Below are 26,013 nucleotides of genomic sequence, written 5' to 3' on the forward strand. Positions count from 1 at the left end.
GCGGGGATTTGCGGTGGTGAATTTCACCTACCGCCTGGCGCCGGAGCACAAATACCCGGCTTCCATCGAGGACACCAATCTGGTGTTCTCCTGGGTGCTGGAGCATGGGAAGGAATACGGGTTTGACACGGAGCATGTCTACGGCGTGGGGGACTCGGCGGGGGCTCACAATCTGAGTCTGTACACCGCCATCTGCACCAATCCGGAGTATGCGGCGAAGTATCCGTTCCAGCCGCCAAAAGGTTTTGTCCCGACGGCAGTCGCACTGAACTGCGGAGTCTATAAAGTGACCCCTCCGAAGGATAAGACGGACCAGACCGGCGCTCTCATGTCAGATTATCTGCCGGGGAAGGGGACCGAGGAGGAACTCCACAGAGTCAGTGTTGTCAATCACGTCACGCCGGAGTATCCGCCGGTATTTCTCATGACGGCCACCGATGACTTCGCGGCCTCCCAGGCGCCGGGGATGGTGGAAACGCTGATGAAGAATGAGATACCGTTTGTCTTCCGGTACTACGGAGATAAGAAACATCCGCTGGGCCATGTGTTTCACTGCAACATCCGGCTGAAGGAAGCGGATTTGTGCAACGGGGAGGAATGCGAATTCTTCCGGAAATACCAATGAGCAAAACAATCATAAATAAAAAATGCAATCAATTAGAAAACGACATATGACAGGAAGTGAGGAAGAGATGAAGAAAATCAGGACAACAACATGGACCGGGACCGTCGACACCGCCGAGCGTCCCTACGAGACAGAGCACCGGAAACTGGCGAGGGAAGCGGCATCCGCCGGCTTCGTCCTCTTAAAAAATGAACATGATATCCTGCCCTTGGACCGGAATCAAAAACTGGCCCTATACGGCGCCGGAGCCTCCAAAACCATCAAAGGGGGAACCGGCTCCGGCGATGTCAATGAGCGGTCCTCGGTCACCATTCTGGAGGGCCTGGAGCTTGCCGGCGTGGAAATCACCACAAAGGACTGGATAGAAGCCTTCAACAGAGAGTATGAGACCTCCAGGGAAGCCTGGAAAGAAGAGATATGGAACAAGAGTGAGACCATGCCGGTGGACGACAGTATGAAGCTGTTCTTCGCATACAGTGAGACCCCTTATTCCATGCCGGCCGGTCCCATGCCGGACAAAACCGATACCGACACCGCCATCTATGTATGGAGCCGTGTGGCCGGTGAAGGCGCCGACCGCTACTGCCGGGAGGGAGATTACCTGCTCTCCGAGAAGGAAACCCGCATCCTGAAAGAAATCTGCGCCCTCTACCGCCACGTCATCCTGCTCATCAACGCCGGAGGTCTGGTGGAGCTTTCCATCCTGGATGAGTGTCCCAACATCGAGGCCGTGCTGCAAATCGTACAGCCCGGCATGGAGGGCGGAAATGCGGTGGCCGACGTCCTCCTCGGCAAGGTGACGCCCAGCGGAAAACTGACGGATTCCTGGGCTCTGCGCTATGAGGACTACCCCAATTCCGGCACATTTTCCCACAATAACGGGGATGTGAAGACCGAGAAGTATGAGGAAGGCATCTACGTGGGCTACCGCTACTTTGATACCTTTGATGTCCCGGTGCGCTATGGATTCGGATACGGAAAATCCTACACGGATTTTGCCATTGAGGTCATCGGAATCGAGCATTTTCATCTGGGGAGTGACTGTCCGGAGATTGGTGTGAAGGTGCGGGTGCAAAACACCGGCAGCCGTTACGGCGGCCGCGAGGTGGTGCAGGTTTATGTATCCTGTCCCCAGGAGACCATTCCAAAAGAATACCGCCGCCTGGCCGGCTTTCAAAAGACAGGACTTCTGGCGCCTGGAGCTGTGGAGGAGATGGTCATCCGCTTCCCCCTGTCCGCCCTGTCCTCCTACTCGGAAATGCTGCCTGGCTGGATGATGGAGCCGGGATGCTACGGCATCTTTGTGGGAAACAGCCTGGAAAGCTCCGCCTTCTGTGCCTCCCTCGTGCTGGATGACACGGTGATTTTGGAGCGGACGATGAATATCTGTCCCTTACAGGAAGAACTGAAGGAACTGACGGCCCCGTCGGAGGCCATAAGAGAGAAGAGAAGCCGCTGGCTGGACCAGGCCGGTCGCTGCCCGTCCATCCATATCAAGGACAGTGATGTTGTCACCGGAACCGTGGAGTACGGGACGGAGAACAGCCGGCTCTCCAAAGAGGCGGTTCAATTTGTGGAAACGTTGACGCTTAAGCAGTGTATCCAGCTGGCTACTGGAGACCCAGGGAAGAAGCAGGGGAGCAATCTCGGCTCCTCCGGCATCTCCGTGCCCGGCTCCGCCGCCCAGACCAGCAGCTGCGCGGTGGACAGCAATCTGGCGAGCATCGTTCTGGCCGACGGCCCGGCGGGCCTGCGCTTAAACAAATCTTACCAGGTGGAGGATGGCGCGATTGTCCCGATGCCGTTTGAGATGGCCCTGGAGGGCGGCTTCCTGTGCCGGGAGAAGAAAAAGCCCACAGGGGAAACCAGGTACCAGTACTGTACCGCCATGCCGGTGGGAACACTGCTGGCCCAGACCTGGGATACGGAGCTGCTGACCCGTGTGGGAAAGGCCATCGCCAGGGAAATGGAGGAGTTCCGGGTAACTCTGTGGCTGGCCCCCGGAATGAACATCCACCGGAACCCGCTCTGCGGCAGAAACTTCGAATATTACTCCGAGGACCCGCTGCTGACCGGCATCATGGCCGCGGCAGTCACGGAGGGCGTTCAGAGCCAGCCGGGCTGTGGAACCACCATCAAGCACTTTGCCTGCAACAACCAGGAGGACAACCGGAAGGGCTCCAACACCGTCCTGTCGGAGCGGACCTTGCGGGAAATCTATTTAAAAGGCTTTGAAATTGCCATCAGGAAGTCCCAGCCCATGGCCATGATGACCAGCTACAACCTGATTAACGGGATTCACGCGGCAAACTGCTACGACTTATGTACCAGAGCCGCCAGGGATGAGTGGAATTTCCAGGGCATCATCATGACCGACTGGACCACGACCCACGACGGCCCCGACTGCACCGCCTCCGGCTGCATCCGCGCCGGCAACGATATCGTCATGCCGGGCATTCCCGCCGACCATGAAAACATGAGAAGGGAACTGGAAGCCGGAACCCTGAAGGAAGAAGAACTGAGAAGGTGCGTGGCCCGGATTGTGAAAACCATCTGGGAGTCGAACCAGTATGAGGAAGCAGAAGAATAAAAAAATCAATCCTGCCACACGGCAGTGAGCCAGCAGGGCGCTTATCCCATAGGCGCCCTGTTTTCGTGCGGCTTTTTATACGCATTTCCACGCAGCCCCAGCATCAAAAATTTACAAAATATGTCAATATTTTAAAACCGCCCCAGAATCATGTCAAAAATCCCGAAAAAACCATAAGAATTTAAATATACCAACTCCCTCCCGGATGATAGAATAATCACATACAAAGAAACGAACAGCAGACCCGGCCGGGGAGTCCAGCCGGAGGAAAGGGAGGTATCTTATGAGAAGACGATTAGCAGGTGTGGTGATGGCGGCAGTCATGGTGACAGCGGCTCTGGCAGGATGTGCACCGAAACCGGTGGAGGCCACGACAGCGGCTCCGAAGACGGAGGCGGCTCCGACCGGTGACTCCGGGATGACGGAGACAACCACGGCAGCAGTATCCACCGCCGACTTACCGGTATTAAAGGTTGCGGTTATGCCATTCCTAAACAGTATTCCAATCAAATATATGATAGACAACGGCCTGGACGTGGCCAACGGATTTAAAATCGACACCGTGTACTTCGCCAACGGCGGAGCCATGAACGAGGCCCTGGCGGCCAACGAGTGGGAGGTCGGCACCTTAAGCGCGGCGGCGGTTAACTCCCTGGCCATCTACGGCGGCTACTGCATCGCCGACATCGGCCATTCCGAGGGCGGCCTCTACACCCTGTGTAAACCGGATTCCCCGATCGCCAAGGTAAAGGGCGCCAACCCGTCCTACCCGGATGTATACGGCGACGCCGAGACCTTAAAAGGAGCCATCATAGCAACCAACACCGGAACCATTTCCCACTTGAACGTGATCAAATGGCTGGAGAAGCTGGGGCTGACCACCGAGGATGTGGAAATCGTACATATGGACTTCCCGTCCGCCTACCAGGCGCTGATGACCGGCAACTGTGACGTGGCGGCGTTAAATCCTCCGACTTCCTATGTGGCAGAGGGAGAGGGCATGGTTGTGACCTCCAGTCTGACCAACTTGGACGTGCCGCAGTTTGACTCCATCATCGTCAGCGGCAAGGCATTTAACGAAAAGAGAGACGCGCTGGTCAGCTATACCAAGGCATTCTTCCAGGCAACCGACGCCCTTCAGGCAGACCCGGATATGGCGGCGCAGCTGCTTCTTGACTGGTACACCGAGAACGGCTCCGAGTCCTCCATTGAAGCCTGCAAGACGGAAATCGAGACGAGACCGTTCGTGACCTCAGAGGAGGCCAAGTCCATCACCATCGGCGATTCCGTACAGATAACAGGCGAGTTCTGGGTATCCCAGGAACTGCTTGACGAGAGCAAATTCCCGGAGATTGCGAAACACATTGACGATACCATTGTGAAAGAAGCATTGGGATACTGATAACAGGAAAACAGCAAAAAGGGTGTCCAGATACGGGCACCCTTGTCTTTTTGAAAGGATGGAATGAAATGACGGAAAATGAGAAAAAGAGACAGCGGGAGAGACGAAAGTTCGCCCTGATTTCAGTGTGCTCCCTGTGTACATTTTTTATCATCTGGTATATTGCCACGGCGGTGCTTCAACTGATGCCGGACTACGCGCTGCCAAGCCCGGTGCAGGTACTTCAGGGCTTTCTCTTCAAGCTGACCAAGAAGGCGCCGGACGGCGGAACCCTGTTTCAGCATATCGCGGCCAGCTTGAAGGTGGCGCTGACCGGCTATTTTTTAGGAGCCATTGTGGGGATTCCCCTCGGCATCTGCATGGCCTGGTTTCGGAAAATTGATTTGTTTGTGACGCCGCTGTTTGATTTGATCCGCCCGGTTCCGACGATTGCCTGGATTCCATTGATGATTCTGTGGTTTGGCATCGGCCTGGGCGCCAAAGCGGCCATTATCTTCGTGTCCGCCTTCGTGCCCTGCGTCATCAACACCTACGCGGGCATCAAGCAGACGAAGCCGGTGCATCTGTGGGTGGCCCAGACCTTCGGGGCCTCCAGAAGCAAGATGCTGTTCACCGTGGCGATTCCCACGGCCATGCCCCTCATCTTCACGGGCCTGCGCATTTCCCTGGGAACGGCCTGGATGACCCTCTGCGCCGCGGAAATGCTGGCGGCCAACAAGGGCCTTGGCTACATGATTCAGTTAAACCGCGCCCTGGGCCGGGCCGACATGATTATCGTGGGCATGCTGACCATCGGGGCCATCGGCACCATTTTCACCGTGGGGCTTGGAAAACTGGAGAACCTCATGGTTAAGGGAGGGAAGAAATCATGAAAAAGAGCGTGACAGAAAAGACAGAGAAGACGATTTACGCCATTGTCGCCATCGCCACCTTCTTCCTGGCCTGGTCCTTTATCACAACATTCACGGCGGCGAAGGAGACGACGCCGGGGCCGCTTCAGGTGCTGAAGCTGCTGGTGACCTCCATCACCACGCCCATCGGAAGATACACGCTGTACGGCCATCTGTATTTCAGCCTGCGTCGGGTGATTATCGGCTACTCGGTGGCTACGGTTCTTGGAATTATCGTGGGCATCGCCATGGGGACTTCCCGCTATGCGGAGGCCATCATCAAACCTATCTTTGAGATGCTGCGCCCCATTCCGCCCATCGCCTGGATTCCGTTGATTATCCTGTGGTTTGGCGTGGGAGAACTGCCCAAATACGCCATTATCTTTATCGGTTCGTTTACCAACGTGACATTAAATGCCTACACCGGCGCCCAGCGGGTGGACCCGACGCTGGTTGGCTGTGCGAGAATGCTGGGAACCAGCGACAGGGACATTTTCCTGAGGGTCATTCTACCGTCCTGTATGCCCCAGATATTTGCCGGGATGCAGGTGGCGCTGTCCACGGCCTGGATGGCGGTGCTGGCGGCAGAGATGGTGGGAGCCCAGGAGGGCTGTGGCTGGATTATCCTGCGTGGCAGTGATACCACCAACATTCCGCTGGTTTTGGTAGGTATGGTAGTCATCGGCCTGGTGGGCCTGTTTCTGGCCACCGTTATGAGGGCGGTAGAAAGGAAGGTATGCTCATGGAACATCATGGACGTATAGACAGTATTATTTCATTAAAGCAGGTATCGAAGACCTTTGAGTCCGCCGGGCGGGAGAAAGAGGTGGTGAAGGACGTGAGCCTGGAGGTCCGGGAAAATGAATTCGTTGTGCTGTTTGGTCCCGGCCAGTGTGGCAAGACCACGCTGTTAAACATGATTGCCGGCCTGGAACTGCCCACCGGAGGCGAGGTCTACGTGGACGAAAAGCTGGTCACAGGCCCAGGCGCGGACCGGGGCGTGGTGTACCAGACGACGGCATTGTTCCCCTTCTGCACGGTGATGGGTAATGTGGAGTTCGGCCCAAAATCCAGAGGGATTGACAAGAAGACCAGGCGGGAGCGGGCCCAGTATTTCATTGATCTGGTGGGGCTCCAGGGCTTTGAGAAAAGCTATCCCAACCAGCTGTCCGGCGGCATGCGGCAGCGTGTGGGAATCGCCAGAGCCTACTGCAACGACCCCAAGGTCATGCTGCTTGACGAGCCCTTCGGCCACCTGGACGCCCAGACCCGCTACATGATGGAGGAGGAGCTGGAGAAAATCTGGCAGAAGGAGAAGCGGACCGTGGTCTTTGTGACCAACAACATCGAGGAAGCCGTCTATCTGGCGGACCGGATTATCCTGCTGACCAACTGCCCCAGCACCATCAAGAAGGAGTACCCGGTGGATTTGCCCCGGCCCAGAAGCTACGTGGACCCGGCCTTCCTAAAGCTGCGCCAGGAAATCATAGACAACACGGACGATACGTTGTAGAAAGGGGACTGTCATGAGCAAGGACAATATAAAAGTAAAGGTGACAAACTTAACCAAAAAGTTTGGCGATCTGCTGGTGCTGGATGATATCTCCTTTGATGTAAAAGAAGGGGAATTCCTCTGTATCGTCGGGCCTACCGGCTGCGGGAAGACCACGTTTCTAAATAGTCTGACCAAACTCTACGATATCACCGCCGGGGAGATTCTGGTCAATGGGGAGCCGGTGGATTTGATGAAACACAATATCGCCTACATTTTCCAGGAGTATTCCACATTTCCCTGGCTGAAGGTGGAGGAGAATGTGAAATATGGGTTGAAGATCAAGAAGCTGCCGGAGGCGGAGATTCAGAAGCGGGCGGATGAGGTGATTCGGATGGTGGGGCTTGAGGAGTACCGGAATTATTATCCGGACCAGCTGTCGGCCAGTATGCTCCAGCGGGTGGTGATTGCCAGGGCCTTCGCGGTGCAGCCGGAGCTGTTGATTATGGATGAGCCCTACGGGCAGCTAGACATTTCCCTGCGGTTTAAGCTGGAGGATGAGTTGATCAGGCTGTGGCAGGAGACGGGGACCACGGTTATCTTCATCACCCACAACATCGAGGAGGCCGTGTACTTGAGCGAGCGGATTCTGGTGCTGACCAACAAGCCGACCAAGATCAAGAAGGAGATTGTGAATCAGCTGCCGAGGCCGAGGGACGTCACGTCGCCTGACTTTGTGGAGATTCGCAACCATGTCACCGAGCTGATCAAATGGTGGTAAGGAGGGGACTATGAGACAGCCGAATATCATTTTGTTTATGGCGGACCAGCTGCGGTTTGACGCGCTGGGATGCTACGGCAACAACCAGATACATACGCCAAATATCGACAGACTGGCGCTAAACGGAAGCATTTTTGACAATCACTTTGTGCAGAATCCGGTCTGCTCCCCGTCCAGATGCACGGTGCTGACGGGGCGTTACCCCAAGAACCACGGGACGAGAGATAACGGGATTCCGCTGCGGGACGAGGAGATTACCCTGCCGGAGGTGCTGCGGGACAACGGGTATGTGACGGCGGCCATCGGAAAGATGCACATCACCACCCAGTTTCTTCCCAAGGAGGACGAGCAGGAGGACTGGCCGGAGGACAACTACGGATTTACTGTCATTCACACCACCTGCGACACGAAGACAGGGGAATATCTGGCCTGGCTGAAGGAGAAGAGTCCCGCCGACTACGAGGAAGTGAAGATGCAGGGGGAGCGGAAAATGAAGGAGGACACGGCCTCCGCCGCCGACAAGGACGTAAGCGGCCCGCCCCAGGTGTACGAAAGCCACATCAATCCCAAGTTTCACCAGTCCGCCTGGATTGCGGACAGAACCATTGACCTCATAAGGGAGTCGGAGCCGGGCAAACCGTTTTTCGCCTTCTGCTCCTTTGTGGACCCCCACCATCCCTTTGACCCGCCGGCGCCCTACGATACCATGTACGACCCGGAAATGCTGGAGAAACCCATCCGGCAGGAGGGGGAGCTGCGGGACAAACCGCCCCATTTTGCAAAGGCCCGGTGCGGCCGTGGGTACAGCAACGAGAAGTACGATTACCGGCGGCTGACGGATGAGGACTGGGGGCGGGTGAAGGCGGCCTACTACGGGATGATCAGTCTGGTGGATGAAAACATCGGAAGAATCCTGGACGCCATCGCCGAGAAGGGGATAGAGGAAGATACGTTAATCATGTTCACCAACGACCACGGGGAGCTGTTGGGAGACCACGGTCTGCTGTTTAAGGGGCCGTTCCACTACGACAGCATTATCAAGGCTCCCATGATTATGAAGTGGCCGGGGGTGATTCCCAAGGGCTCCCGTTACAGCCAGGTGACGGAGCATGTGGATATCATGCCGACGCTTTTAGAGTACGCGGGCGTCCGGCCCCCCTACGGTGTCCAGGGAAGCTCCATGGCTCCGATCCTGAGAGGGGACAAGGGAGCAGGCAAGGACTACGCCATGACGGAGTTCAACTGCTATGACTGGGGACTCAGCGTAAAAACCCTGACCGGGAGGGACTATAAACTAACCTATTACGCCGGCCAGGACTACGGGGAGTTGTACGACAGAAACCGGGACCCGGAGGAGTTTGTGAATCTGTGGGATGAGGACGATTACAGGGAAGTGAAGGAATTGATGTTAAGAAAACTGATGGACCGGATTGTGGAGACGGAGGATACGCTTCCGCTGCGCATCGGAAAATATTGAGTTTGAAGCGGAACAGGGATTGTCTCCGGCCTTCCGGCAGCATGGGTTTGCAGGAAGGCCAGGGGCTGTTTTGCTTTTTCTGAATTTTTGCTATAATACTATCAGAGCGGCGTGTGTGGGAAGAGAGACGGAATAGAGGGAAAGCATGAAGAAGAGCAGGAGTTTGTTTGGCGTGGATATCAACAGCATGAAGTTTCGGATGAGGTGTACCCTGCTGGCGGTCAGCATTTTTCTGACGCTGGCGGTGTCCGTTCTGGGCTACAAGGCGTTTGAAAATACTCTGGTCACGGAAATCGGCAACAACCGGGCGGACGTGTTAAGCCAGATTGGCGACCGGGTCAAGCAGGTCCGCTACAACGCCTACACCCTGTCAAACCTCTATTATTACGACCACACCCTGCGGACCTATCTGGAGGATATGGAGTCCTTAAACGGCCGGGAGAAGGCCCGGACCATGGAGGATTTCAACCGGTATATGGACCGGCTGACCACCCAGTACAAGAGCTCCTTCCACGAGAGCAGCCAGACCTTCCACGTGGTGCTGGCCCTGGAGGACGGGGAGGGGTACAGCTCCAACGGAAGCGGCGGCGATGACTACATGAGCCCCAAGACCAAAATCTGGTACAAGAAAATGCTGTTCGCCCGCGGTGATATCATCGACATCGCCAACTACAAGGACAAGAAAAATGACGAGTCCTACTACTCCGTGGCCCGGTGCATCGAGTCGGAGGACGGCTCCCCCATGGCCTATCTGATGGTCAATATGGAGGAGCAGCAGATTCGCTCCATGTACGAGACGGTGACGGAGGGGAATCAAAACACGATTTATGTGGTAGATGAGGAGGGCACCATCATTTCCAGCAGCAACCGGAAGCTGAACGGGTTTAATTTCTTTCACATGAAGAACCTGGAAAAGCTGTTTGACGGCGGTTCCTACACCATCACCAGGATGCGGGGGGAGGCGATATTGTTTACCCGGTATTCCGTGCCGGACACGGGATTTACCGTGCTGGAGGAGATTCCGCTGGTGACGCTGATGGAGCCCATCCGTCAGGTGCGGTTTGTGATTATCTGTCTGGCAGTGGTGGCCATCGGGCTGGCGGTGCTCTACGCGGGACATTTTGCGGACACCACCACCAGACCCATCTCGGAGCTGTGCAGCTTCCTGCTCCAGGTGGAGGAGAACAACCTGGACAAGGAGTGCGTGGTGGAGGGATACACGGAGATAACCATTCTGAGCAGCCAGTTAAACATGATGCTTGGCAGGATGCGGATGCTGATGGCTGGCATCAAGCAGAAGGAGCAGCAGAAACGGAAGATGGAGCTGGGATTTTTGCAGGCCCAGATTAACCCTCATTTCATGTACAACACCCTGTTCTCCATCAAGTGTATGGTGGACATGGAGAAGAACGAGGAGGCGTCCCGGATGCTGGTGTCCTTCATCCAGCTGCTTCGAAGCACCCTGTCCAACCCGGACGAGTTCGTGACCATCAAACAGGAGTTCCATGTCTTGCAGCAGTACGCGGACATTCAGAAATTCCGCTACGACGACAGCTTCCAGGTGGCCTTGGAGTGCGACGAGGCGGTGGAGTTAAAGAAGATACCCAAGCTCCTCATCCAGCCCCTTCTGGAAAATGCCATCTTCCACGGCGTGGAATTCAAAAAGGGGGAGGGCATGATTATCATCACGGCCAGGGAGAAGGACGGGGACGTGGTGGTGACGGTGGAGGACAACGGTATGGGAATCCAGCCGGAGGTCATCGAGAAGATCAACCGGGGCGAGCAGATCAGCGAGAAGACCCACGTGGGCATTCTCAACGTGAAGGAGCGGATACAGCTTAATTTCGGCGAAAATTACGGGATGAAGATTGAGAGCACCCAGTGGATGGGGACCAGAATCATCCTGACATTTCCGGCCATTGACTGACAGGAGGAGACTATGCATAAAGTATTGGTGGTGGATGACGAGATGCCAATCCGGCAGTGGCTGGAGTTCTGCATCAACCGGATAGAGGGCTATGAGGTGGCGGGGATTGCGGCCAACGGTGCGGAGGGATTTTCCCTGTACCGGAAAATGCTGCCGGATATCGTCATCACCGACATCCGCATGCCGGTGATGGACGGCCTGGAGATGATGCAGATGATACACAACTTAAATCCTTCCGTCTACACGGTGGTGCTGACCAGCCACGAGGATTTTGAGTATGCCAGAACCTCCATCAAGCTGGGGGCCTCGGAGTACATTTTAAAGACGGAGATCACGGAGGAGAGTCTGGGCCAGGTGCTTCGCGCCGCGTCGGAGAGCATCGGGGAGGCGGCCGGCAGCGGTGTGGAGAAGAGCTTTGAGGAGCTTTCCAACCGGAACCACTACCTGCGCTCCCTGGTGCTGGGGCAGAGCACGGCCCTGGTGTCGGAGGCCATGATGCGGCAGTATGAAATACCGCTGGAGAAGGGATACTATGTGGCGCTGGACGTGATGACCTGCGGGGAGGAGCCCATCCGTATCGGACTTCCGGAGGACGATATTCTGACTCATGCACTGAAGATTCCGGTGGATTTAAACCACACGGTGATTCTCGGCAACTTAAACCGGGAGGAGGGCACCGGGGAGAGCCGGCTGATGCAGCGGGTCTACGGCTACTGCGGGGAGATTATGGAGGCCATCGACTGCCGGATTGGCTACAGCGACATTTACGACAGTCCGGGGAAGCTGGGGCTGGCCATGAGACAGGCCCACGAGCGGGTGAAGCTGGGATTCTACCACAGCAGGGAGCGGCTCTTTTACACCCAGCCGGTGGGAAAATACCGGACGACCAACGGGGAGAAATACAAAATCCTGTTTGGGAAAGAGCTGGTGAACCAGAATTACAAGAAGGCCATGGCCATCAAGGAGCAGATGATGGAGGAGGCCAGGCGGGAAGAAATCACGGATATCGATTATCTGAAGAAAATGTATCTGTTTTTCGCCACCACGCTGTTTCACATCACCAAGGATGACGTGGAGCAGGTGGAGCGGCAGCTGGCGGACATCGGAAAGCAGATGATGGCGGCCGAATCCCTGGAGGTTCTCGACAGCATCTTAAGCGGCGTCTTTGAGGAGCACGGCTACGCCAGGGCGCTGAGTGCGGACTATTCCTCCGCCATCCGGAGCGCTATCAGCTACATGGAGGAGCGCTACGCCGGCCCGCTGACCTTATCCGACGTGGCCGCCCACGCCGGCTTAAGCTCCGAGTATCTGAGCCGTCTGTTCAAGGAGGAGACCGGCGTCAAGTTCGTGGTCTATCTAAATAACCTGCGGTTAAAGCACGCCCTGCGCCTTCTGGAGACCACCAATCTAAAGGTGTACGAGGTGGCGGAGCAGGTGGGATATTCCAACTTAAGTTATTTCTCCACGGTATTTAAAAAGAACTTTGGGCAGAATCCCTTTGACTATAAAAACAACTGCCGCCAGGGATGAACTGCCAGGTACCTATAATAATAAGTAAAAAACCGCTTGCATTTCACATAAACAGGTGGTATACTACATAAGATAACATGATAAGAATGACTATAAGGAGTGGACGAAAGTCCACTCTTTCGTTTTGAGTTTGGATAGACTCGGCATTTCATTCAAAAGAATGTGGAGAGGTGGTGTAAGGATGTCAAAGAGAGAAGAATACGAGGCAAGGACGGAAGAATTTCTGCTGCCATTGATGGAGGAGCACAAGTTCGAGCTGGTGGATGTGGAATATGTGAAGGAAGCGGGAACCTGGTACCTGCGGGCCTACATTGATAAAGAGGGCGGAATTGCGGTGGACGACTGCGAGGTCATCAGCCGGAAGCTGAGCGAGTGGCTGGATGCGAAGGATTTTATCACGGACAGCTACATTTTGGAGGTCAGCTCCCCGGGGCTTGGAAGACCGCTTAAGAAAGACAAGGATTTTGAGAGAAGCATCGGCAAAGAGGTGGATATTAAACTTTACCGCGCGATAGACAAACAGAAAGATTTTACCGGAATTTTAAAATCCTATGATAAGGCACATGTTACCATAGAACAGGAAGACAACACGGAGAAGGTATTTACACGTTCTGATATAGCACTCATTCGATTGGCGTTTGATTTCTAGGCGGTTTGCCTGGTAGAAAGGATTATTGGAGGATAAGAAAATGAACAAAGAACTGTTAGAGGCATTGGAGATTCTGGAGAAGGAAAAGAATATCAGCAAAGCGACGATGCTGGAAGCAATCGAGAATTCCCTGCTCACCGCGTGCAAGAATCACTTTGGAAAAGCGGATAATATTAAAGTCAATATTAATGCGGAAACCTGTGATTTCGGCGTGATTGCGGAGAAAGAAGTGGTGGAGGAGGTGGAGGACCCGCTGATGCAGATCAGCGTTGCCGAGGCGAAGATGATGTCCCCCAACTACGATGTGGGCGATATCGTACAGATTCCCATCGAGTCCAAATCCTTCGGCCGGATTGCAACTCAGAATGCCAAAAATGTCATCTTACAGAAAATCCGGGAGGAGGAGCGCAAGTCCCTCTACAACGACTGGTACGGCCAGGAGAAGGATATTGTGACCGGAATCGTTCAGAGATATCTGGGCAAGAACTTGAGCATCAATCTGGGCAAGGTGGACGCCATCTTAAACGAAGCCGAGCAGGTGAAGGGCGAGGTGTTCCAGCCCACCGAGAGAATCAAATTATACATTCTGGAAGTGAAGGACACCCCGAAGGGACCGAGAATCTCCGTGTCCAGAACCCATCCGGATTTGGTGAAGCGGCTGTTTGAGTCCGAGGTTGTGGAGGTCCGTGACGGTACCGTGGAGATTAAGGCCATCGCGAGAGAGGCCGGCTCCAGAACCAAGATTGCGGTGATGTCCCACGATGCAAACGTGGACCCGGTAGGCGCCTGCGTGGGTATGAACGGGGCCAGAGTCAATTCCATCGTAAACGAGCTTCGCGGCGAGAAGATTGACATCATCACCTGGGACGACAATCCGGCCTATCTGATTGAGAACGCATTGAGCCCGGCAAAGGTAATCTGCGTGGTGGCGGATGAGGATGCCAAGGAGGCACAGGTGATTGTGCCGGATTACCAGCTGTCGCTGGCGATTGGCAAGGAAGGCCAGAACGCCAGACTGGCGGCGAGACTGACCGGATACAAGATTGATATCAAGAGTGAGACACAGGCAAGAGAGTCAGGACTTCTGGAGGAGCTGGGTATCCAGTACCAGGAGGAAGGCGTGTACGAGGAATATGAGGGCGGATATGACGCTGAGTATCAGGAGGACTACCAGGGAGATTATCAGGAAGAGTATCAGGGCGATTACCAGGACGACAATGTGACAGAATAAAGAGATAAGAATGGGAAGTGATAGTTAGTGAGTATAAAAAAGGTACCACTCAGGCAGTGTATCGGCTGTGGAGAGATGAAAACTAAGAAAGAGATGATTCGGGTTCTGAAGACACCGGAGGGGGAGATAACCCTGGACGCGACGGGCAGGAAGAATGGCCGCGGCGCCTACGTATGTCCCACCATGGAATGTCTGAAGAAGGCGATTAAGAGTAAAGGCCTTGAGCGTTCTTTCAAGATGGCGATTCCGAGGGAAGTGTATGAGGCATTGGAAAAGGAGATGGAACAGCTTGGAGGATAGAAGAAAGGTGTTTAACTTAATCGGTCTGGCGACCAAGGCAGGAAAAGTGGCCAGCGGAGAATTTTCCACAGAGAAGGCAGTAAAAGATGGAACGGCCTGTCTGGTGATTGTGTCGGAGGAGGCTTCGGACAATACCAGAAAGATGTTTACCAATATGTGTACTTACTATCAGGTTCCAATCTACTTTTTTGGAAGGAAAGACGAACTGGGGCATGCCATGGGAAAAGAATACAGGGCCTCGTTGGCGGTACTGGATTCCGGACTTGGCAAGGCAATCGTGAAACAAATGAATATCAACGGAGGTAGTAAGTATGAGAGTTAGCGAATTCGCAAAGGAATTAGGAAAATCAAGCAAAGAGGTGCTGGAAATATTGCAGAAAAATAATTTTGACGTTAAGAGCCACGCGTCCAATGTAAGTGACGACCAGATGGCAGCCGTTCGCCGGGTATATGGCGGAAACCATACATCGGCAGGCGCCCACACGGCGCAGGCGAATCATGCGGCGCCAGCCGCACCGGCCGCCCATACGCAGGCGCCGGCCGCTCACACGCAGGCACCGGCTCCCAAGACGGAGGCGCCGGCAGCTCCGGCGGCAAAACCAGAGGGGGAAGCGCCTAAGAAAAAGACGGTGGTGTTCCGTCCGCAGAACGCCCAGCAGCAGATACGCACCCAGCGTCCACAGCAGCAGGGCCAGGGCCAGCGTCCGGGCAGCAGACCGCAGGGCCAGCCGGAGAGAACCCAGGGAAGTGCGGCACCGGCAGGTAACCGCGACAACGCAAACAGCGCAAGAGTGCAGGCACAGAACGTGTCCGCAGACAATACGGCTAACCGGGCACAGGCACCGGCGGCTCCGGCCGCGGCAGGCCACGACAGTGGGGCCAGCAGACCACAGCCAGCAGCAGCTCCGGCGGCTCCAGCGGCACCAGTAGCTTCGGCAGCTCCGGCGGCCAGCCATGAGAATACGGCCAGCAGACCGCAGTCTGATACTGGCTATCAGGGAAACCGTGACGGCCAGAGCAGACCGCAGGGCCAGGGTTACCAGGGAAACCGTGACAACCAGAACAGACCCCAGGGCCAGGGCTACCAGGGCAACCGTGACAACCAGAACAGACCCCAGGGTCAGGGCTACCAGGGAAACCGCGACAACCAGAGCAGACCCCAGGGTCAGGGCTACCAGGGCAACCGTGACGGCCAGAGACCGCAGGGTCAGGGCTATCAGGGCAATCGTCCCCAGGGCCAGGGTTACCAGGGCAACCGTGACGGCCAGAGACCGCAGGGTCAGGGCTATCAGGGGAACCGTCCCCAGGGCCAGGGCGGCTACCAGGGGAACCGTCCCCAGGGCCAGGGCGGCTATCAGGGCAATCGTCCCCAGGGCCAGGGAGGTTATCAGGGCAACCGCTCCCAGAGCGGCGGCTATCAGGGCAGACCGGCAGGACCGGGCGCACGTGGCGGCCAGAGAGACGGTGCAAAGTCCTACGATACCCCAATCCAGGCAAAACCGCAGAGCAACCGCGGCAACAAGAACAATTATAAGAATGACAAATACGATAAGAGAAATATGACCGAGGACGGACCAAGAGCAAAGGGCAAGGTATCCAAGCATCCGTTCATCATGCCTCAGAAGACAGCGGAGGATAAGGTTGAGGAAGTAATCAAAGTAATCACCGTTCCGGAGGTATTGACCATCAAGGAGCTGGCTGAGAAGATGAAGCTTCAGCCGTCAGCCATTGTGAAAAAGCTGTTCTTAAAGGGAACCATCGTGACGCTGAACCAGGAGATTGATTACGACAAGGCGGAAGAGATTGCCATGGAGTACGATATCCTCTGCGAGAAGGAAGTGAAGGTGGACGTCATCGAGGAGCTTCTGAAGGAAGACGAGGAGGACGAGGCGGATATGGTTTCCAGACCGGCGGTAGTCTGCGTTATGGGCCATGTTGACCACGGCAAAACCTCCCTTCTGGATGCCATCCGTGAGACCAATGTGACATCCCGCGAGGCGGGCGGCATTACCCAGCACATCGGCGCTTACGTGGTTGAGATTAACGGACAGAAGATTACCTTCCTGGATACGCCTGGACATGAGGCGTTTACGGCCATGCGTATGCGTGGCGCCAAATCCACGGATATCGCCGTGCTGGTTGTGGCGGCGGACGACGGCGTGATGCCGCAGACCGTGGAGGCCATCAACCATGCCAAGGCGGCAGGTGTTGAGATTATCGTGGCAATCAACAAGATTGATAAGCCAAGCGCCAACGTGGAGAGAGTAAAACAGGAATTATCCGAGTATGAGCTGGTTCCGGAGGACTGGGGCGGCAGCACCATCTTCGTGCCGGTGTCCGCACACACGAAAGAGGGTATTTCCGACCTTCTGGAGATGATTATCCTGACCTCCGAGGTGAAGGAACTGAAGGCCAACCCGAACCGTACCGCCAGAGGTCTGGTCATCGAGGCCGAGCTTGACAAGGGCAAGGGTTCCGTGGCAACCGTTCTGGTACAAAAAGGTACCCTTCATGTGGGCGATAATATTGCCGCCGGCGCATGTTTCGGTAAAGTCCGGGCAATGATGGATGATAAGGGACGGAGAGTCAAAGAGGCCGGTCCTTCCATGCCGGTGGAGATTCTCGGCTTAAATGACGTGCCAAACGCAGGCGAGGTCTTCGTGGCCACAGCCAACGAGAAAGAGGCGAGAAGCTTTGCGGAGACATTTATCTCCGAGGGCAAGAATAAATTACTGGAAGATACAAAAGCGAAGCTGTCACTGGATGATTTGTTCAGCCAGATTAAGGCAGGGAACGTGAAGGAACTTCCGATTATCGTGAAGGCAGACGTTCAGGGCTCCGTGGAAGCCGTGAAGCAGAGCCTTGTGAAATTATCAAATGATGAGGTCATGGTGAAGGTCATCCATGGCGGCGTAGGCGCCATCAACGAGTCCGACGTGACTCTGGCAAGCGCTTCCAACGCCATCATCATCGGCTTCAATGTAAGACCGGATGTGACAGCCAAGTCCATCGCTGACAGAGAGAAAGTAGACTTGAGACTCTACAAGGTGATCTATCAGGCCATCGAGGATGTGGAAGCCGCCATGAAGGGCATGCTGGACCCGATATTCGAGGAGAAGGTGATTGGCCACGCGGTGGTTCGCCAGACCTTCAAGGCATCCGGCGTCGGCACCATTGCCGGTTCCTACGTGATGGACGGCAAGTTCCAGAGAGGCTGCTCTGTCCGCATCACCAGAGACGGAGCCCAGATATTCGACGGAGCCCTGGCTTCCTTAAAGCGTTTCAAGGACGATGTGAAGGAAGTGGCAACCGGTTACGAGTGTGGTCTTGTATTTGAGAAGTTCAACGATGTTCAGGAAGACGATATGGTAGAGGCATATGCCATGGTGGAGGTTCCCCGCTAGGAAGGGGAGCCGTCTGCCGGCAGGCAGAAAGGAACATGATGCGCAAAAACAGTATAAAGAATACAAGAATCAATATGGAGGTCCAGAGAGAGTTAAGCGAGATTATCCGGACCGAGATTAAGGACCCAAGAGTGTCAAACGCCATGATTACGGTTGTGGCCGTGGAGGTGACGCCGGATTTGAAATACTGCAAGGCATACATCAGCATGCTGGGCAGTGAGGAGGCGGCCGCGTCCGCGCTGGAGGGTCTGAAAAATGCAGTCGGCTACGTGAGAAAAGAACTGGCAAGACGTGTGAACCTTCGGAATACACCGGAGATTAAGTTCGTGTTAGACCAGTCCATCGAGTACGGCGTGGCCATGTCAAAGCTGATTGACGACGTGACGAAGGACTTAAAAGACTGACATTGAGATGAATGATGATTATCAGAATAAGGAGGAGTTAACATGAATCAACTGGAGACAATGTTGCAGGACGCCAAAAGGGTAGTACTGTTAGGCCATGTTCATCCTGATGGGGACTGTGTCGGCTCCTGCCTGGCGGCCTTTAACTATATCAGGGCCCGCTATGAAGACAAACAGGTGGATGTGTGTCTGGAGCCGGCGTCCAAGAAACTGGCGTTTCTGTCCGGCTATGACAGCATTCACCATGAAATACCGGAAGAGAAGGAATACGATTTATGCATCTGCCTGGACAGCAGTGACAAGGAGAGACTGGGGGAGTTCGGTGTGCTGCTTGACGGCGCGAAACAGAGTATCTGTATCGACCACCACATCACCAACACCCGGTACGCCATGGAAAACGTGGTGGAATCCTCCGCCAGCTCCACCTGCGAGGTGCTTTTCGGCCAGATGGATGAGAGATGGGTCGATAAATCGATTGCCGAGTGCATTTACACCGGCATTGTCCATGACACCGGCGTGTTTAAGTTCAGCAACACCTCGGCAAAGACCATGATGATTGCCGGGAAAATGATGGAGAGAGGGATTGACTTTGGCCGGATTATCGACGAGAGTTTCTTCCAGAAGAATTATCTCCAGACCCAGATTCTGGGCCGGGCGCTGCTTGAAAGCATCACTTTTTTGGATAAGAGATGCATTTTCAGCGTGGTCAGCAAAAAGGATATGGAATTTTTCGGTGTGGAAAACAAGGATTTGGATGGAATCGTGGACCAGCTGCGTGTCATCGAGGGAGTGGAATGCGCCATCTTCCTGTATGAGATTGACAACCATGTCTACAAGGCCAGCCTGCGCTCCAACACCCAGGTGGATGTCTCCAAAATCGCCAGCTATTTCGGCGGCGGCGGCCACGTCCGTGCGGCGGGATGCACCATGTCCGGCAGCATTCACGACGTGATTAACAACCTGTCGGAGCATATCGAAAAACAACTGGCATAAACAGGAGAGAACCATGTACAATGGCGTGATTAATGTTTATAAAGAAGCAGGATATACCTCTCATGACGTGGTTGCGAAAATGAGAGGTATTTTAAAACAGAAAAAAATTGGACATACCGGGACCCTGGACCCGGAGGCCACGGGAGTGCTTCCGGTGTGCTTGGGGCAGGGGACGAAGCTGTGTGACATGCTGACGGACAAGACCAAGACCTATCAGGCTGTGATGCTGCTTGGCCGCGAGACGGACACCCAGGACACCACCGGGGAACTATTGGCCGAATGTGCCGTGGAGGTGACGCCGGAGCAGGTGGAGGAAGCGGTTATGGGATTTGTGGGTGACTACGCCCAGATTCCGCCCATGTACTCGGCGCTGAAGGTCAACGGAAAGAAACTCTACGAGCTGGCCCGGGCTGGCAAGGAAGTGGAGCGGGAGGCCCGGCCGGTGGTGATCTACTCCATCGTCATCGATGAGATAGCGCTGCCGCGGGTGACCATGACGGTGAACTGCTCCAAGGGAACCTACATCAGAACCCTGTGCCACGATATTGGCCGCTCCCTTTGCTGTGGCGGCTGCATGGAGAAACTGCTGCGCACCCAGGTGGACCGGTTTTTACTGAAGGACAGTCTGACCCTGGCGCAGATCGAGGCGCTGCGGGACGAAGGAAGGCTATCGGAGGTCATCGTGCCGGTGGATGAGATGTTTGCCGCCTATCCGGCGGTTCGGACCAGGCCGGAGGCCGACTATCTGGTACATAACGGAAACCAGGTGAAGAGAGAACTGTTACAGCTGGATATGCTGGAACCGGACATGCAGTCCGGCGGCCAGCGGGAACAGACGTTTGAGCCGCGGCCAGCAGGCGCCGGGACAGAGCAGGAGGGAGACGATCTCTCCCCCGTCCGCATTTACGACAGCGAAGGACAGTTCATCGGAGTGTACGAATTCCAGCCGGAGAAAGACTGGTACAAACCGCGAAAGATTTTTCTCGGAGGACAGGAAACAGGATGATATATATCAGCGATACGAGAGATTTTAAAATAGAAGAGCCCACAGTGGTGACCATCGGCAAGTTTGACGGCCGTCACAAGGGACACCAGAAGCTGTTGCGGGAAATGCTGCGGATGAAGCGGGAATACGGACTTGCGACAGCGGTATTCACCTTCAGCACGGCGCCGGTGGCCCTGATTCAGGACCGGCCCCAGACGGTGATCACCACCAACCAGGAGCGGCGCAACAACATGGAAAAAATGGGGATTGACTACCTGGTGGAGTACCCATTCTCCAAAGAGGTGGCCCATCTGCCGCCGGAGGAATTTGTCAGCCATATTCTGCTGGGGCAGATGAATGCCAAAGCCATCGTGGTGGGAACTGACTGCGGTTTCGGCTATCAGAGAGCCGGCAATGCAAAGCTTTTGAGGGAATTGGCGCCGAAATACGGCTACATTTTAGAAGTGATTGACAAAGCCAGGGAGGATAACCGGGATATCAGCAGCACCTATATCAAGGAGGAACTGGATATGGGGGCCATCGAGAAGGCCAACGAGCTGCTGGGAGAGCCCTACGCCATCCATGGAACCGTGGTACACGGCAACCATATCGGCGGCGCAGTTCTTGGTTTTCCGACAGTGAACATTCTGCCGCCTCCGGAGAAGCATCTGCCACCCTTTGGCGTGTATGTCTCCCGGGTGCTTATCGACGGGACCTACTACGGAGGCATTACCAACATCGGAAAAAAACCGACGGTGGAGGGAGAGTATCCGGTGGGAGTGGAGACCTTTGTCTTCGATTTCGACCGGGATATCTACGGAGAGAATATCGAGGTCCAGCTGCTGCATTTTGAGCGGCCGGAGCAGAAATTCGCATCTCTGGAGGATTTGAAACGGCAGCTGGAGAAGGATAAGGAATATGGACTCCGTTATCTGAAAAAACATGGCCTTGCGTGACGCAGGTTGAATGGCAAAAGGCTTGACAGACAGGAAATCCTGCGTTATACTAAATCGGTATGAATATACGCCGATACTCAGTTTCCCGGATTCTCCGACCAGAAACTTAGTGTGCGGTAAGTTTTTAATTAAAAGGAGGAAATCAACATGATTTCAAAGGAAAAGAAGTCTGCTATCATTGCAGAGTATGGAAGAAAACCTGGCGACACAGGTTCACCGGAGGTTCAGATTGCTATTTTGACAGCAAGAATCGCTGAACTGACCGAGCATTTACAGAACAACCAGAAGGACCATCATTCCAGACGTGGTCTGCTTAAGATGGTTGGACAGAGACGTGGTCTTCTGGATTACTTAAAGAAGACAGACCTGGAAGGATACCGTGCATTAATCGAGAAGCTGGGTATCAGAAAGTAAGAATGCCTTTTAGGGTGGAGTGACTCTCCACCCTATTTGACTATATACGTATCTGTCATACAGGCGATTTTTGGTAGAAGATATGCTCCGAGACCGCTGAAGATGACATGAGTTTTCTGACTCGTGTCCTGTTCAGTAGTTTCGGCATCTTCTACTGAAATATATATTTTTTATTAAAAGGAGAATTGTATATGTACAAGAGTTTTTCAATGGAACTTGCCGGCAGAACACTGACCGTAGACATCGGCAGAGTGGCAAAACAGGCCAATGGAGCAGCATTTATGCACTATGGCGACACCGTGGTATTATCCACAGCGACCGCATCGGACAAACCGAGAGAGGGAATTGATTTCTTCCCGCTGAGCGTGGAGTACGAGGAGAAATTATACGCCGTAGGCAAAATCCCAGGCGGCTTCAATAAGAGAGAGGGAAAAGCATCCGAGAATGCCATCCTGACTTCTCGTGTGATCGACCGTCCGATGAGACCGTTATTCCCGAAGGATTACCGGAACGATGTGACGTTAAACAACCTGGTAATGTCCGTGGACCAGGACTGCAGCCCGGAGCTGACAGCTATGCTGGGTTCCGCCATTGCAACCGCGATTTCAGACATTCCGTTTGACGGCCCATGCGCCACCACACAGGTAGGTCTGGTGAATGGCGAGTTCGTCATCAACCCGACTCAGGAGCAGAAGCAGGCGTCCGATTTGGCTCTGACCGTGGCTTCCACAAGAGAGAAAGTTATCATGATTGAGGCTGGCGCCAACGAAGTGCCGGAGCAGACCATGATTGACGCGATTTTTAAAGCTGACGAGGTGAACAAGCAGGTGATCGCCTTCATCGACACCATCGTGGCAGAGTGCGGCAGACCGAAACACAGCTACACCAGCTGTGCAGTTCCGGAAGAGCTGTTCGCGGCCATCAAGGAGATTGTACCTCCGGAGGATATGGAGGTTGCCGTCTTTACCGATGACAAGCAGACGAGAGAAGAGAACATCCGTCAGATTACCGCCAAGTTAGAGGAGGCATTTGCAGACAACGAAGAGTGGCTGAACGTGCTGGGCGAGGCGATTTACCAGTATCAGAAGAAGACAGTCCGCAAGATGATTCTGAAGGACCACAAGCGTCCTGACGGCCGTGGTATCACGGAGATTCGTCCTCTGGCGGCTGAGATTGATCTGCTTCCGAGAGTACACGGTTCCGGTATGTTTACCCGTGGACAGACACAGATTCTCAACGTATGTACCCTGGCTCCACTGTCTGAGCGCCAGAAACTGGACGGCATCGACGACATGGAGACTTCCAAGAGATATATGCACCACTACAATTTCCCGTCCTACTCCGTAGGTGAGACCAAACCTTCCAGAGGTCCGGGACGCCGTGAGATTGGACATGGAGCGCTGGCTGAGAGAGCCCTGATTCCGGTTCTTCCTTCCGAGGAGGAGTTCCCATACGCGATCCGTACCGTATCCGAGACCATGGAATCCAACGGTTCCACCTCCCAGGCAAGTATCTGTTCCTCCTCCCTGTCCTTAATGGCGGCAGGCGTGCCGATTAAGAGCGCGGTGGCCGGTATCTCCTGTGGACTAGTGACCGGGGATTCCGATGACGATTATATCGTGCTGACAGATATCCAGGGCCTGGAAGATTTCTTTGGCGATATGGACTTTAAGGTGGGCGGTACACACAAGGGTATCACCGCTATCCAGATGGATATCAAGATTCACGGACTGACAAGACCGATTATCGAGGAGGCTATTGCCAAGACGAGGGAGGCCAGAATCTATATCCTGGACGAAGTGATGGCACCATGTATCGCAGAGCCGAGAAAAGAAGTTGGCAAGTATGCTCCGAAGATTGAGCAGATTTCCATTGACCCGCAGAAGATTGGCGATGTTGTCGGCAAGCAGGGCAAGGTGATCAACAAGATTATCGAGGAGACCGGCGTGAAGATTGACATCTCCGATGACGGAAGCGTATCCGTATGCGGCACCGACAAGGAGATGATTGAGAAGGCCATCCACATTATCAAGAGCATCGTGACCGACATTGAGGCCGGCCAGGTAATTACCGGCAAGGTCGTGCGTCTGATGAACTTTGGCGCCTTCGTGGAGTTATCTCCGAACAAGGACGGTATGGTTCATATCTCCAAGCTCTCCGACAAGCGTGTGGAGAAGGTGGAGGATGTGGTGAACATCGGCGACGAAGTGACCGTGAAGGTTATGGAGATTGACAAGATGGGCAGAATCAACCTGAGCATGAGACCGAGAGATTTGGCTCCGAAGGCAGAAGCGAAGGCTGAGGAGAAGACAGAAGAATAAGATTTGCGTTTTAGCTGCGCATAAGAGGGAAGCCCCGCAGGCCAGGAGATTGGCCGGCGGGGCTTCTTTGCGGTTACGGAGTCTATTGAATTTTGTAAGAAATCTTCATTTGACTGTGGGGCCCTGGCGTAGTAGATTGGTAACAGACGGAATATAATAGAACCAGACAGGAAGAGGAGAATTACAGCATGAGACGTATGGTATGTGCATTACTGAGCAGCATTCTGCTGTTGACGGGAACAGGGATGACCAGCTACGGGGCGGCGATAAACGGGATTTCCGCCGTGGGGCCGGGCGTGAAGGCCAGTGTGGGGGAGAATGATTTTCTGAATCTGGATGTGGTGAGTCCTATCGTAAAGCCGGTGGAGAAATACTCCTTTGAGCAGATGGAGGCGGATATCCAGGCGCTGCAGCAGACTTATGGAGATAAGATGACCGTCAATGTGATCGGGACGTCCAGGGACGGGCGGAATATCTATGACATTATCCTGGGAAATCCCCAGGCGGAGAAACAGATTCTGATGCAGGGGGCCATCCATGCCAGGGAGTATATGACGCCTCTGCTGATGATGAGCCAGTTGGAGTACGCGCTGGCCAACTATGATACCGGGCATTACAATGCCAGGAAAATTGGGGATATGCTTAAGAAAGTGGCCATCCACTTTGTGCCCATGACCAACCCGGACGGTGTGACCTTAAGCCAGTTTGGCGTGGACGCCATCCGCTCGGAGGAGCTGAAACAGACCATCCGGGAGTGCTATGACAGAGACACCCAGATGAACAGGACCACGGACACCTTCGAGGTGTATCTGACGAAATGGAAGGCCAACGCGGCTGGGGTGGATTTAAACTACAATTTCCCAGCGGGCTGGAATGAGTTGTCCACGAAACTGACGGCGCCCTCCTTCACCTCCTACAAGGGACCGAGCCCCTTCTCGGAGCCGGAGACCCAGGCCCTTGAAAAGCTGGCGGGGCAGTACCCGTGGGCGATTACCATCAGCTACCACTCCCAGGGGGAAGTGATTTACTGGACCACCAGCGAGAACGGAGCCAAGATGGCCTCCAACACCCTGGCGGATTCCATCTCCGTGATGACCGGCTACCGGATGGACAACAGCGACGGCAAGGGCGGCTTTAAGGACTGGATGCAGTCCCGGAGCGAGGCGGTGCCGGGAGTGACCATCGAGGTGGGCAAAACCCCGTGTCCGGTGCCCTTTGAGGAGTTCGCGGCGGTGTGGAAACAGAACAAGGGCGTGTGGGTTCAGGCGCTTGATTATGTGATTCGCAGGATGTAGCCGGTGCTGAAATAATTGGTGTCTGATTGCAGTCCCGCTTGCAGGCACTGACAAAAATTTACTCAGTTTTAACGGATATCGGGGTTGTATTCCCCGGAAAATATGGTATGATAGTAGAGGCTCATGAGAATGGGCCTCCAACTTTTGGAAAGAATAAGAAGGGAGTGAACGAAGTGGAAGGTCGAAGTCAGAAGATGAAAGCGGACAACAATTATCATAGGCGCATGGTAGTGTGGGCAAAGCCGCGGCCAGCTTTGACGGGCTTACGCTTGGTTTACACTGCCGTTAAATGATACCAGAATAGAGAGTGTCGTTGCGTTTATGATAGCCACGGTGCAGGAGAGGAT

At 54.5% G+C, this 26,013-nt stretch carries 22 protein-coding genes; all 22 read left to right on the top strand.

Annotated elements, in window-relative coordinates:
- Positions 1-625 (top strand): alpha/beta hydrolase (locus tag HMPREF9473_RS17735; protein ID WP_006781569.1); only part of this gene is annotated, 625 nt, incomplete at its 5' end.
- Positions 626-671: 46 nt separating this feature from the next.
- Positions 672-3,215 carry a glycoside hydrolase family 3 protein gene (locus HMPREF9473_RS17740; RefSeq protein WP_242830858.1) on the top strand — a complete coding sequence of 848 codons (2,544 nt, stop codon included), beginning with the start codon at positions 672-674 and terminating at the stop codon, positions 3,213-3,215.
- 283 nt (positions 3,216-3,498) lie between these two features.
- On the top strand, positions 3,499-4,617 hold the full coding sequence (locus tag HMPREF9473_RS17745) for an ABC transporter substrate-binding protein (RefSeq protein WP_006781571.1): 1,119 nt from the start codon (positions 3,499-3,501) through the stop codon (positions 4,615-4,617).
- Between the two features lie 68 nt (positions 4,618-4,685).
- Entirely contained in the window at positions 4,686-5,489 is an 804-nt protein-coding gene (locus HMPREF9473_RS17750; RefSeq protein WP_006781572.1) for an ABC transporter permease, read from the top strand.
- Entirely contained in the window at positions 5,486-6,271 is a 786-nt protein-coding gene (locus tag HMPREF9473_RS17755; protein WP_006781573.1) for an ABC transporter permease, read from the top strand. Before HMPREF9473_RS17750 ends, HMPREF9473_RS17755 begins: the two co-directional genes overlap by 4 nt.
- Entirely contained in the window at positions 6,250-7,020 is a 771-nt protein-coding gene (locus HMPREF9473_RS17760; protein ID WP_006781574.1) for an ABC transporter ATP-binding protein, read from the top strand. The genes HMPREF9473_RS17755 and HMPREF9473_RS17760 overlap by 22 nt, the downstream gene beginning before the upstream one ends.
- A 13-nt stretch (positions 7,021-7,033) precedes the next feature.
- Positions 7,034-7,780 carry an ABC transporter ATP-binding protein gene (locus HMPREF9473_RS17765; RefSeq protein ID WP_006781575.1) on the top strand — a complete coding sequence of 249 codons (747 nt, stop codon included), beginning with the start codon at positions 7,034-7,036 and terminating at the stop codon, positions 7,778-7,780.
- Positions 7,781-7,790: 10 nt separating this feature from the next.
- Positions 7,791-9,257: a sulfatase family protein gene (locus tag HMPREF9473_RS17770; protein WP_006781576.1), complete on the top strand. Its 1,467-nt coding sequence runs from the start codon at positions 7,791-7,793 to the stop codon at positions 9,255-9,257.
- Between the two features lie 145 nt (positions 9,258-9,402).
- Complete coding sequence (locus HMPREF9473_RS17775) at positions 9,403-11,184, top strand: sensor histidine kinase (RefSeq protein WP_006781577.1); 1,782 nt, start codon at positions 9,403-9,405, stop codon at positions 11,182-11,184.
- A gap of 12 nt (positions 11,185-11,196) precedes the next feature.
- The gene (locus tag HMPREF9473_RS17780) at positions 11,197-12,714 is read left to right on the top strand and encodes a response regulator (RefSeq protein ID WP_006781578.1); all 1,518 of its coding nucleotides are present in this window, start codon (positions 11,197-11,199) and stop codon (positions 12,712-12,714) included.
- A 181-nt stretch (positions 12,715-12,895) separates the two neighbouring features.
- Positions 12,896-13,363: a ribosome maturation factor RimP gene (gene rimP / locus HMPREF9473_RS17785; RefSeq protein WP_006781579.1), complete on the top strand. Its 468-nt coding sequence runs from the start codon at positions 12,896-12,898 to the stop codon at positions 13,361-13,363.
- 40 nt (positions 13,364-13,403) lie between these two features.
- Positions 13,404-14,594, top strand: coding sequence for a transcription termination factor NusA (nusA, locus tag HMPREF9473_RS17790; RefSeq protein ID WP_006781580.1), 1,191 nt, complete (start codon positions 13,404-13,406; stop codon positions 14,592-14,594).
- Positions 14,595-14,621: 27 nt separating this feature from the next.
- On the top strand, positions 14,622-14,894 hold the full coding sequence (gene rnpM, locus HMPREF9473_RS17795; RefSeq protein ID WP_006781581.1) for an RNase P modulator RnpM: 273 nt from the start codon (positions 14,622-14,624) through the stop codon (positions 14,892-14,894).
- Entirely contained in the window at positions 14,854-15,216 is a 363-nt protein-coding gene (locus HMPREF9473_RS17800) for a L7Ae/L30e/S12e/Gadd45 family ribosomal protein (RefSeq protein WP_434059275.1), read from the top strand. The genes rnpM and HMPREF9473_RS17800 overlap by 41 nt, the downstream gene beginning before the upstream one ends.
- Positions 15,206-18,298, top strand: coding sequence for a translation initiation factor IF-2 (gene infB, locus HMPREF9473_RS17805; protein ID WP_006781583.1), 3,093 nt, complete (start codon positions 15,206-15,208; stop codon positions 18,296-18,298). Before HMPREF9473_RS17800 ends, infB begins: the two co-directional genes overlap by 11 nt.
- Before the next feature lie 38 nt (positions 18,299-18,336).
- A complete protein-coding gene (gene rbfA, locus HMPREF9473_RS17810; protein WP_006781584.1) occupies positions 18,337-18,702 on the top strand; it encodes a 30S ribosome-binding factor RbfA in 366 nt (121 codons plus the stop codon).
- A gap of 42 nt (positions 18,703-18,744) precedes the next feature.
- Complete coding sequence (locus HMPREF9473_RS17815) at positions 18,745-19,695, top strand: DHH family phosphoesterase (protein WP_006781585.1); 951 nt, start codon at positions 18,745-18,747, stop codon at positions 19,693-19,695.
- 13 nt (positions 19,696-19,708) lie between these two features.
- A complete protein-coding gene (gene truB, locus HMPREF9473_RS17820) occupies positions 19,709-20,701 on the top strand; it encodes a tRNA pseudouridine(55) synthase TruB (RefSeq protein WP_006781586.1) in 993 nt (330 codons plus the stop codon).
- Positions 20,698-21,636, top strand: a complete 939-nt coding sequence (locus HMPREF9473_RS17825; protein WP_006781587.1) for a bifunctional riboflavin kinase/FAD synthetase — start codon at positions 20,698-20,700, stop codon at positions 21,634-21,636. The genes truB and HMPREF9473_RS17825 overlap by 4 nt, the downstream gene beginning before the upstream one ends.
- Before the next feature lie 147 nt (positions 21,637-21,783).
- Positions 21,784-22,050: a 30S ribosomal protein S15 gene (gene rpsO, locus HMPREF9473_RS17830; RefSeq protein ID WP_006781588.1), complete on the top strand. Its 267-nt coding sequence runs from the start codon at positions 21,784-21,786 to the stop codon at positions 22,048-22,050.
- Positions 22,051-22,241: 191 nt separating this feature from the next.
- Positions 22,242-24,371, top strand: coding sequence for a polyribonucleotide nucleotidyltransferase (locus HMPREF9473_RS17835; RefSeq protein ID WP_006781589.1), 2,130 nt, complete (start codon positions 22,242-22,244; stop codon positions 24,369-24,371).
- A gap of 188 nt (positions 24,372-24,559) precedes the next feature.
- Positions 24,560-25,666, top strand: coding sequence for a M14 family metallopeptidase (locus HMPREF9473_RS17840; protein ID WP_006781590.1), 1,107 nt, complete (start codon positions 24,560-24,562; stop codon positions 25,664-25,666).
- Positions 25,667-26,013 lie beyond the last annotated feature (347 nt).

The sequence above is a fragment of the Hungatella hathewayi WAL-18680 genome (assembly GCF_000235505.1).
Lineage (GTDB): Bacteria > Bacillota > Clostridia > Lachnospirales > Lachnospiraceae > Hungatella_A > Hungatella_A hathewayi_A.

Coding starts and splice junctions, on each gene's coding strand:
- HMPREF9473_RS17745 (WP_006781571.1), top strand. CDS start 3,499: ATGAGAAGACGATTAGCAGGTGTGGTGATGGCGGCAGTCATGGTGACA.
- nusA (WP_006781580.1), top strand. CDS start 13,404: ATGAACAAAGAACTGTTAGAGGCATTGGAGATTCTGGAGAAGGAAAAG.
- HMPREF9473_RS17825 (WP_006781587.1), top strand. CDS start 20,698: ATGATATATATCAGCGATACGAGAGATTTTAAAATAGAAGAGCCCACA.
- rimP (WP_006781579.1), top strand. CDS start 12,896: ATGTCAAAGAGAGAAGAATACGAGGCAAGGACGGAAGAATTTCTGCTG.
- HMPREF9473_RS17775 (WP_006781577.1), top strand. CDS start 9,403: ATGAAGAAGAGCAGGAGTTTGTTTGGCGTGGATATCAACAGCATGAAG.
- rbfA (WP_006781584.1), top strand. CDS start 18,337: ATGCGCAAAAACAGTATAAAGAATACAAGAATCAATATGGAGGTCCAG.
- HMPREF9473_RS17780 (WP_006781578.1), top strand. CDS start 11,197: ATGCATAAAGTATTGGTGGTGGATGACGAGATGCCAATCCGGCAGTGG.
- HMPREF9473_RS17750 (WP_006781572.1), top strand. CDS start 4,686: ATGACGGAAAATGAGAAAAAGAGACAGCGGGAGAGACGAAAGTTCGCC.
- infB (WP_006781583.1), top strand. CDS start 15,206: ATGAGAGTTAGCGAATTCGCAAAGGAATTAGGAAAATCAAGCAAAGAG.
- HMPREF9473_RS17835 (WP_006781589.1), top strand. CDS start 22,242: ATGTACAAGAGTTTTTCAATGGAACTTGCCGGCAGAACACTGACCGTA.
- HMPREF9473_RS17765 (WP_006781575.1), top strand. CDS start 7,034: ATGAGCAAGGACAATATAAAAGTAAAGGTGACAAACTTAACCAAAAAG.
- HMPREF9473_RS17815 (WP_006781585.1), top strand. CDS start 18,745: ATGAATCAACTGGAGACAATGTTGCAGGACGCCAAAAGGGTAGTACTG.
- truB (WP_006781586.1), top strand. CDS start 19,709: ATGTACAATGGCGTGATTAATGTTTATAAAGAAGCAGGATATACCTCT.
- HMPREF9473_RS17760 (WP_006781574.1), top strand. CDS start 6,250: ATGGAACATCATGGACGTATAGACAGTATTATTTCATTAAAGCAGGTA.
- HMPREF9473_RS17770 (WP_006781576.1), top strand. CDS start 7,791: ATGAGACAGCCGAATATCATTTTGTTTATGGCGGACCAGCTGCGGTTT.
- HMPREF9473_RS17740 (WP_242830858.1), top strand. CDS start 672: ATGACAGGAAGTGAGGAAGAGATGAAGAAAATCAGGACAACAACATGG.
- rpsO (WP_006781588.1), top strand. CDS start 21,784: ATGATTTCAAAGGAAAAGAAGTCTGCTATCATTGCAGAGTATGGAAGA.
- HMPREF9473_RS17800 (WP_434059275.1), top strand. CDS start 14,854: ATGAGGCATTGGAAAAGGAGATGGAACAGCTTGGAGGATAGAAGAAAG.
- HMPREF9473_RS17755 (WP_006781573.1), top strand. CDS start 5,486: ATGAAAAAGAGCGTGACAGAAAAGACAGAGAAGACGATTTACGCCATT.
- HMPREF9473_RS17840 (WP_006781590.1), top strand. CDS start 24,560: ATGAGACGTATGGTATGTGCATTACTGAGCAGCATTCTGCTGTTGACG.